Origin of the sequence: Acidovorax sp. MR-S7 (genome assembly GCF_000400995.2) — a bacterium.
Lineage (GTDB): Bacteria > Pseudomonadota > Gammaproteobacteria > Burkholderiales > Burkholderiaceae_C > MR-S7.
In genome coordinates this window covers 21,277-27,896 of record NZ_DF238898.1, presented here as the reverse complement: position 1 = coordinate 27,896, position 6,620 = coordinate 21,277, and the positions used below count along the sequence as shown (strand labels likewise).

Sequence of the window (6,620 nt, the reverse complement as noted above, 5' to 3'; positions counted from 1 at the left end):
TCATTGTGCTTACGGACAGGCCGGCTCGCGCCGGCGGTGGATTGTCCGTTTACACAAAATTCTGCACACCCTCCCTGTTGGCGACGACTGCTGTAGCGCAGCGCATTCGTAACCCGAACATCAAACTGTTCCCGGCCAACGAGCTGCTGGCGGTGACCTTGCCGCGCTACGACACCAACACGGTGCTGCTTGAAGGGTTGCACAACTGCCTGGCGCACCAGGACTACGCCCAGGGTGGACGCATCGTGGTGGAGGAGTCCGCTGGGCTGGTGCGCATGATCAACCTGGGTGGTTTCTTTGATGGCCAGCCCGATGACTACGCCAGCGGCGCGCGCACGCCCGAGCGTTACCGCAATGAGCGCCTGGCCAAGGTCATGGCCGAGGTGGGCATGATCGACAAGGTAGGTTTCGGCATCCATGACATGGTGCTGGCGCAGCGGCGGCGGTTCCTGCCACTGCCGGACTACGAGGGGTCTTCACCTCTGCGCACGGTCTTCAATGTTTATGGGCAAGCCATCGACGAAAACTACAGCCACTGGCTGATGGAGCGCACGGACTTGCCCATCGAGCATGTGCTGTGGCTCGACCGCGTGCAGAAAAAGCGCAAGCTGGATGCGGCGCAGGTGGCGGAGCTGCGGCAGGCGGGCCTGATCGAGGGACGCAGCCCCCATCTGAATATCTCTGCCCAACTGGCGGTGGCTACCGGGCAGGAGGTGGAGTATCTGAACCAGCGCCGGCCAGATGCGGATGACTACAAAACGGCTTTATGCAAACTGCTGGCGCTGGGGCCGCAGCCTCGCGCCAAGATTGACGAGCTACTTTTGCCCAAGCTGCAACTGTGGATTCCCGAACTGGCGCGGCGCAAGGAGTTTGTCCGGACACTTCTCAAGGAAATGGTCAAGGAAGGGCGCATTCAAAACATTGGCGGAAGAACCAGGGCAGCACTGTGGGCGCTGATGCCGGATGGCATGTCGCCAAACAACCCCGAAACGCCACCAAATACCACCCAATCAAAGGCGATCCTTCTTAAATGAGTTTTTGAAAAATCTTTTGAAATCAACGGGTTGCATTTGGGGTGGACTGTGTTTTTGCCCCAATCTTCCCTAATCATTTCCCAATCCATGATCCCCATCACCCTCAAGTCCTACCAGCAAACCGCCCTCGACACCCTGACCGCCTTCGCCCGCCTGGCAGCCGTCAAGGGCCCGGCGGCGGCTTATCGGGAACTGGCGGGCCACGCCTACCATGCCGGGGCTTTTGGCGAGGTGCCCTGCGTGTGCCTGCGCATCCCCACCGGTGGCGGCAAGACGGTGATGGCCGCGCATGCCGTGCCCCTGCTGGCCCGCGCCTGGTGCGCCACGGATGCGCCGGTAGCGGTGTGGCTGGTGCCCAGCGACGCCATCCGTGCGCAAACCCTGGGCGCGCTGCAAACCCCCGGCCACCCGTACCGCGAGGCGCTGGCCGAGGTTTATGGCCAGGGCTTGCAGGTGTGCGCGCTGGAGGACGTGGCGCAGATCGCGCCGCCGGACTGGGGGCGCCGCGCCGTGGTGGTGGTCGCCACCATCCAGAGCTTTCGCATCGAGGATGCGGGGCAGCGCAATGTCTACAGCTTTTCCGAAGGCTTCGAGCGCCACTTCAAGGGCGCGGACAGCCAGGCGCTGGCGAGCCTGCATGGCTTGCCGGATGCCCTGGTCACGCCAGAAGATGCCGCGCGCGATGCCACCGGCGTGCTGGCGGGCTTCGTGGGCCAGCCGCGCTGGAGCCTGGCGAACTGGCTGGCGCTGCACCAGCCCATCGTCATCGTGGATGAGGCGCACAACGCTAAGACGGACAAGAGCTTCACGGCCCTGCAACGGCTCAACCCCAGCTTCATCGTGGAGCTGACGGCCACGCCCATTCCGGCCAAGACGAATGTGCTGTACCACGTCAGTGCCCAGGAACTGGCCGCCGAGGACATGATCAAGCTGCCCATCGTGCTGGCCGAGCACCCCGAGGGCTGGCCCGCCGCCGTGTTTGCCGCAGTGCAGACGCAACGCCAACTGGAGGCCGAGGCGCTGAAGGACGAGGCGGCGGGCCATGGCTACGTGCGTCCCATCGTGCTGTTCCAGGCGCAGAACGTGGGCGACGAGATGCCGCCCGAAAAGCTGCGTGACTACCTTGTCGAGACGCTGAAACTGCCCGAGAGCCAGATCGCCATCGCTACCGGCACCCTGCGCGGTCTGGCCGACATTCAGCTTGCCGCGCGCGATTGCCCGGTGCGCTACGTCATCACCGTGCAGGCGCTGCGCGAGGGCTGGGACTGCCCATTCGCCTACGTGCTGTGCAGCCTGCAAAAGCTCACCAGCGCCCCGGCCGTGGAGCAACTGCTGGGCCGCGTGCTGCGCATGCCCTACGCGCGCAAACGCGGGCGCCCGGCGTTGGAGCGGGCCTACGCGCATGTGTGCGCGGCGGAGTTCGGGCAGGCGGCGCGGGCGCTTGCCGACCGGCTGATCGATCACATGGGCTTCGAGGCGCTGGACGTGGCTTCGATGATCGCCGCACAAGCGGCCTTGCAGTGGAGCGATGGTTCTGAGTCAAATCGCAACCAAACGACCGCCAGTCAAGCGCAGATAGCTACTAATTTTGAACTGGTGGCAGCCACGCCCCAACTGCTGGCATTGCCCGGCATGCAGGCGCAGGACATTGCGGGCGTTCCACGGCTCGTGGCAACCCGCCATATCGGAGCGGAGGCCGAGGCGCTGCTGCTGGCCCAGGTGCGCGGCGCCAAGAAGCAGGAGCAGGTACGCGGCCAGGTGGTGCAGCACAACGCACTGGTGGCCGCGCAGACGGCGCCATCGGCACGCGGTGTGCCGTTCGCGCCCCTGCCCACGCTGGGCTACCGCATCGCGCAGCAGGCCCCGCTGTGGCCGCTGGAGCGCGAGGCCGTGCTGGAGGCCGTGGAACTCGATTTGCTCACTCCCCAGGCCGTGCAGTTGCCCGGCTTTCGCGTGGTGCAGGAGTCGGACGTTTTCGAGATCGGCATGGACGGCGAACGCATCGCGCTGCGCCGCACCGGCGGGGCGCAAATGCCGATGGATTACGCCAGCAGCAGCATCGACGCACAGACGCTGGTGGGCTGGCTGGACCAGTCGCTGTTCAAGTCCGCCCATCTGGCGGGACTGACGCAAGGCGAACGCCGCACCTACCTGGCGGCAGTGGTGAACCACCAGCTTCACACCTGCGGGGTGCCGCTGGTGGTGCTGGCGCAGGCACGCTTTCAACTGGCGCGGGCCATTGAAAACCACGTGGCCGATTTGTGGCGCGGCGCCGCGCAACGGGCCTTCCAGCAAAAAGTGCTCGGCGATGAGGGCTGGCTGGTGGAGCCGGACTGGGCGCACCCGCATGTGTTCATGCCGGGACGCTACCCGGCGTCCGCCGCTTCGCGGTACGGCGGGCGCTGGCGCTTTGAGAAGCACTACTTTCCGGTATTGGCCGATTTGAAGGACGGTGGGCAGGAATTCCAGTGCGCGCAGCTCATCGACCGCCACCCGCAGGTGCGCCACTGGGTGCGCAACCTGGATACTGCCCCGTGCGGATTTGGTCTACCCACGTCGCGCGGGCGCTTCTATGCCGACTTCGTCGCCGAGCTGGTGGACGGGCGCGTGGCGCTGCTGGAGTTCAAGGGTCTTTTGCAGCACGACCCCTACGAACTGGAAAAGCGCCAGGTCGGAGAGCTGTGGGCGCGCACCAGTGGCGGGCGCGCGGTGTTTGGCTGGCTGACCATCGACGGTTTGGCGCAGCAACTGGATGCCGCGCTGAGGTAGCCATTCACACATCCAGGCAGTACCCCATGCCCCGGTGCGTGCTGATGTATTCGCGCCCCGGGTCGGCCTCGCGCAGCTTGGCGCGCAGGGTCTTGACGTGGGTGTCCACGGTGCGGTCGGTGCTCTCGCTGTCGTCGCCCCAGGCGGCGGAGAGCAGCGCGTCGCGCGCGTGGATGCGGCCCGCGCCCGCGAGCAGCGTGGACAGCAGGCGGTATTCGCGCCGCGTGAGCGCGAGCGGCTGGCCGTGCAGGAAGATGCGCTGGCCGGCCGCGTCGTCGTGGAAGGCCGGGGGCGCCGCGGCGGCGGGCGCGGCCGCGCGGCGCAGCAGGGCCTTCACGCGCGCGGCCAGTTCGCGCGGGCTGAAGGGCTTGGGCAGGTAGTCGTCGGCGCCCAGCTCCAGGCCGAGCACGCGATCGATCTCCTCGCCGTGGGCGGACAGCATGAGTACGGGCAGCGTGGGATGCGCGCCTTGGCGCAGCTCGCGCAGCAGGTCCAGGCCGTTGCCGTCGGGCAGGCCTACGTCGAGCACCAGCAGGTCGAAGCGCGAGCCCCGCAGCTGGGCCCGCGCGTCGCCTAGCAGCAGGCTGTGCGTGACGGCCAGGCCCTCGCGCTCGAAGGCGTAGGCCACGGTGCGGGCGATGGCGGGGTCGTCCTCGACGAGCAGCAGCCGCGCGCTCATGGCTACCCTGCCAGCGCCGGGAACAGCTTGGTCAGCCCGTCGGCCATCACCTCCACCGCCAGCGCGGCCAGGATCAGGCCCATGAGCCGTGTCATCACGCTGATGCCGGTCTTGCCGAGCACGCGCGCGATGGGGTCCGCCAGCGAGAAGCACAGCGCCGTGGCCGCCGCGATGACCACGCCGTAGCCCACCAGGGCCGCGTGCTGCCAGAAGTTCTGCGCGCGGTCGGCGTAGATCACCACGGTGGACATGCTCGCCGGCCCGGTGAGCAGCGGGATGGTGAGCGGCACCACGGCGATGCTGTCGCCCGCGGCGGCCTTTTCGGCGCCCTGTTCCAGCTCGTGGGTGTGGGGCTTGGCCTCGGCGGGCTGGGCGTTGAGCATGTTCATCGCGCTGATGAGCAGCAGCATGCCGCCGCCCACCTGGAAGCTCTGCAGCGAGATGTTGAAGAACGCCAGGATCTGCAGGCCCAGCAGCGCGCAGGCCGCGATCACGCAGAACGCGCTGAAGGCCGCCACCTCGATGGTGCGGCGGCGCTGCGCGGCGGTGAAGCCCTGCGTGTAGTGGATGAAGAAGGGCACGATGGCCAGCGGGTTGACGATGGCGAGCAGCGCGATCAGCGGCTTGATGGACTCCATCAGCGGCCTCCGGAGACTTCCATGAAGCTGGCCGTGGTGTAGGGCGAGGCGTCCGACATCAGCCACACGATCGCCTCGGCCACCTCCTCGGCCGTGCCGCCGCGGCCCATGGGCACCTGGTGCGCCAGGTCGCGCACGCGGTCGGGCAGGCCGCCGCTGGCGTGGATCTCGGTCTCGATCAGGCCGGGGCGCACCGCGTTGACGCGGATGCCCTCGGCCGCCACCTCGCGCGCCAGGCCCAGCGTGAGCACGTCCACCGCGCCCTTGGCGGCCGCGTAGTCCACGTACTGGTGCGCCGCGCCCAGCCGCGCGGCGGCGCTGGAGACGTTGACGATGCTGCCGCCCGCGCCGCCGTGCTTCGTGCTCATGCGCTGCACCGCCTCGCGCGCGCAGTAGAAGCTGCCCAGCACGTTGATGTCGAACATGCGGCGCAGGCGCTCGGCGCTCATTTCGTCCACGCGGGCGGGGCGGTCCACCACGCCTGCGTTGTTCACCAGCGCGGTGAGGCGGCCGAGCTGCCGGCCCACGGCCTCGAACATCGCCAGCACCTGCGATTCCACGGCCACGTCGGCCTGCACCGCGATGGCGCGGCCGCCCGCGTCCGCGATGCGGCGCACCACGCCGTCGGCGGCATGGGCGTTGTGTGCGTAGTTCACGGCCACGGCCCAGCCGTGGCGCGCGGCCAGCAAGGCGGTGGCGGCGCCGATGCCCCGGCTGCCTCCGGTGACGAGAACGATCTTGTCCATGATCGGATGACTCCTGCAAGAATCGCGCATTTGAACAGGAAAGGAGCTGCCATGGGCCAATGGATCCACCTCACCTCGGCCGACGGTTTCACGCTGCCCGCCTGGGAGGCGCGCCCCGATGCCGCGCCGCGCGGCGCGGTGGTGGTGCTGCAGGAAATCTTCGGCGTCAACGCCCACATCCGCGCGGTGGCCGACCGCCTGGCCGCGCGCGGCTACCTCGCGGTGGCGCCCGCCACGTTCGCGCGCGTGCGCCCGGACGTGGACCTGGGCTATGGCGACGAGGACATGCGCACGGGCCGCGAACTCAAGGCCGCCGTGGAGGCCCTGCCCGCGCCGGGCGTGCTGGCCGACATCCAGGCCGCCATCAACCACGCCGCCCAGGCCAGCGGCCGCAAGGTGGGCGTGGTGGGCTTTTGCTGGGGCGGCCTGCTCGCGTGGCGCGCGGCCTGCCTGCTGGAGGGCCTGTCGGCCGCCGTGCCCTACTACGGCGGCGGCATGACCACGGCCGGGGAGGCCGCCCGCCAGCCTCGCGTGCCGGTGCTGGCGCACTTCGGCGAGCGCGACCACTTCATCCCCGTGGACGGCGTGCAGGCCTTCGCGCGCGCCCATCCCGAAGTGCAGGTGCACCTTTACGCCGCGGACCACGGTTTCAACTGCGACCAGCGCGGCAGCTACGACGAGGCCGCCGCCATGGCGGCGCGCGACCGCACGCTGGCCTTCCTGGACCAGCACCTGGCCTGACGCTCCAGGCCGC

The 6,620-nt window shown here is 68.5% G+C and carries 6 protein-coding genes; 3 read left to right on the top strand and 3 right to left on the bottom strand.

Annotated features, from left to right (window positions below):
- Positions 1–1,034 (top strand): ATP-binding protein (locus tag AVS7_RS04385; RefSeq protein WP_304438820.1); only part of this gene is annotated, 1,034 nt, incomplete at its 5' end.
- 87 nt (positions 1,035–1,121) lie between these two features.
- Positions 1,122–3,803 (top strand): DEAD/DEAH box helicase, encoded by a 2,682-nt coding sequence (locus AVS7_RS04380; protein WP_020227198.1) that lies wholly within the window; start codon positions 1,122–1,124, stop codon positions 3,801–3,803.
- Positions 3,804–3,807: 4 nt separating this feature from the next.
- On the opposite strand, the gene AVS7_RS04375 is transcribed toward AVS7_RS04380, so the two are convergent.
- The 3 genes from AVS7_RS04375 to AVS7_RS04365 are packed head-to-tail and all read right to left on the bottom strand — an operon-like array spanning position 3,808 to position 5,866.
- Positions 3,808–4,482 (bottom strand): response regulator, encoded by a 675-nt coding sequence (locus tag AVS7_RS04375; RefSeq protein WP_020227197.1) that lies wholly within the window; start codon positions 4,480–4,482, stop codon positions 3,808–3,810.
- A gap of 2 nt (positions 4,483–4,484) precedes the next feature.
- Positions 4,485–5,120: a MarC family protein gene (locus AVS7_RS04370; protein ID WP_020227196.1), complete on the bottom strand. Its 636-nt coding sequence runs from the start codon at positions 5,118–5,120 to the stop codon at positions 4,485–4,487.
- Positions 5,120–5,866 (bottom strand): SDR family oxidoreductase, encoded by a 747-nt coding sequence (locus AVS7_RS04365; RefSeq protein ID WP_020227195.1) that lies wholly within the window; start codon positions 5,864–5,866, stop codon positions 5,120–5,122. The genes AVS7_RS04370 and AVS7_RS04365 overlap by 1 nt, the downstream gene beginning before the upstream one ends.
- 51 nt (positions 5,867–5,917) lie before the next feature.
- On the opposite strand from AVS7_RS04365, the gene AVS7_RS04360 reads away from it, so the two are divergent.
- On the top strand, positions 5,918–6,607 hold the full coding sequence (locus tag AVS7_RS04360; protein WP_020227194.1) for a dienelactone hydrolase family protein: 690 nt from the start codon (positions 5,918–5,920) through the stop codon (positions 6,605–6,607).
- Positions 6,608–6,620: the final 13 nt, after the last annotated feature.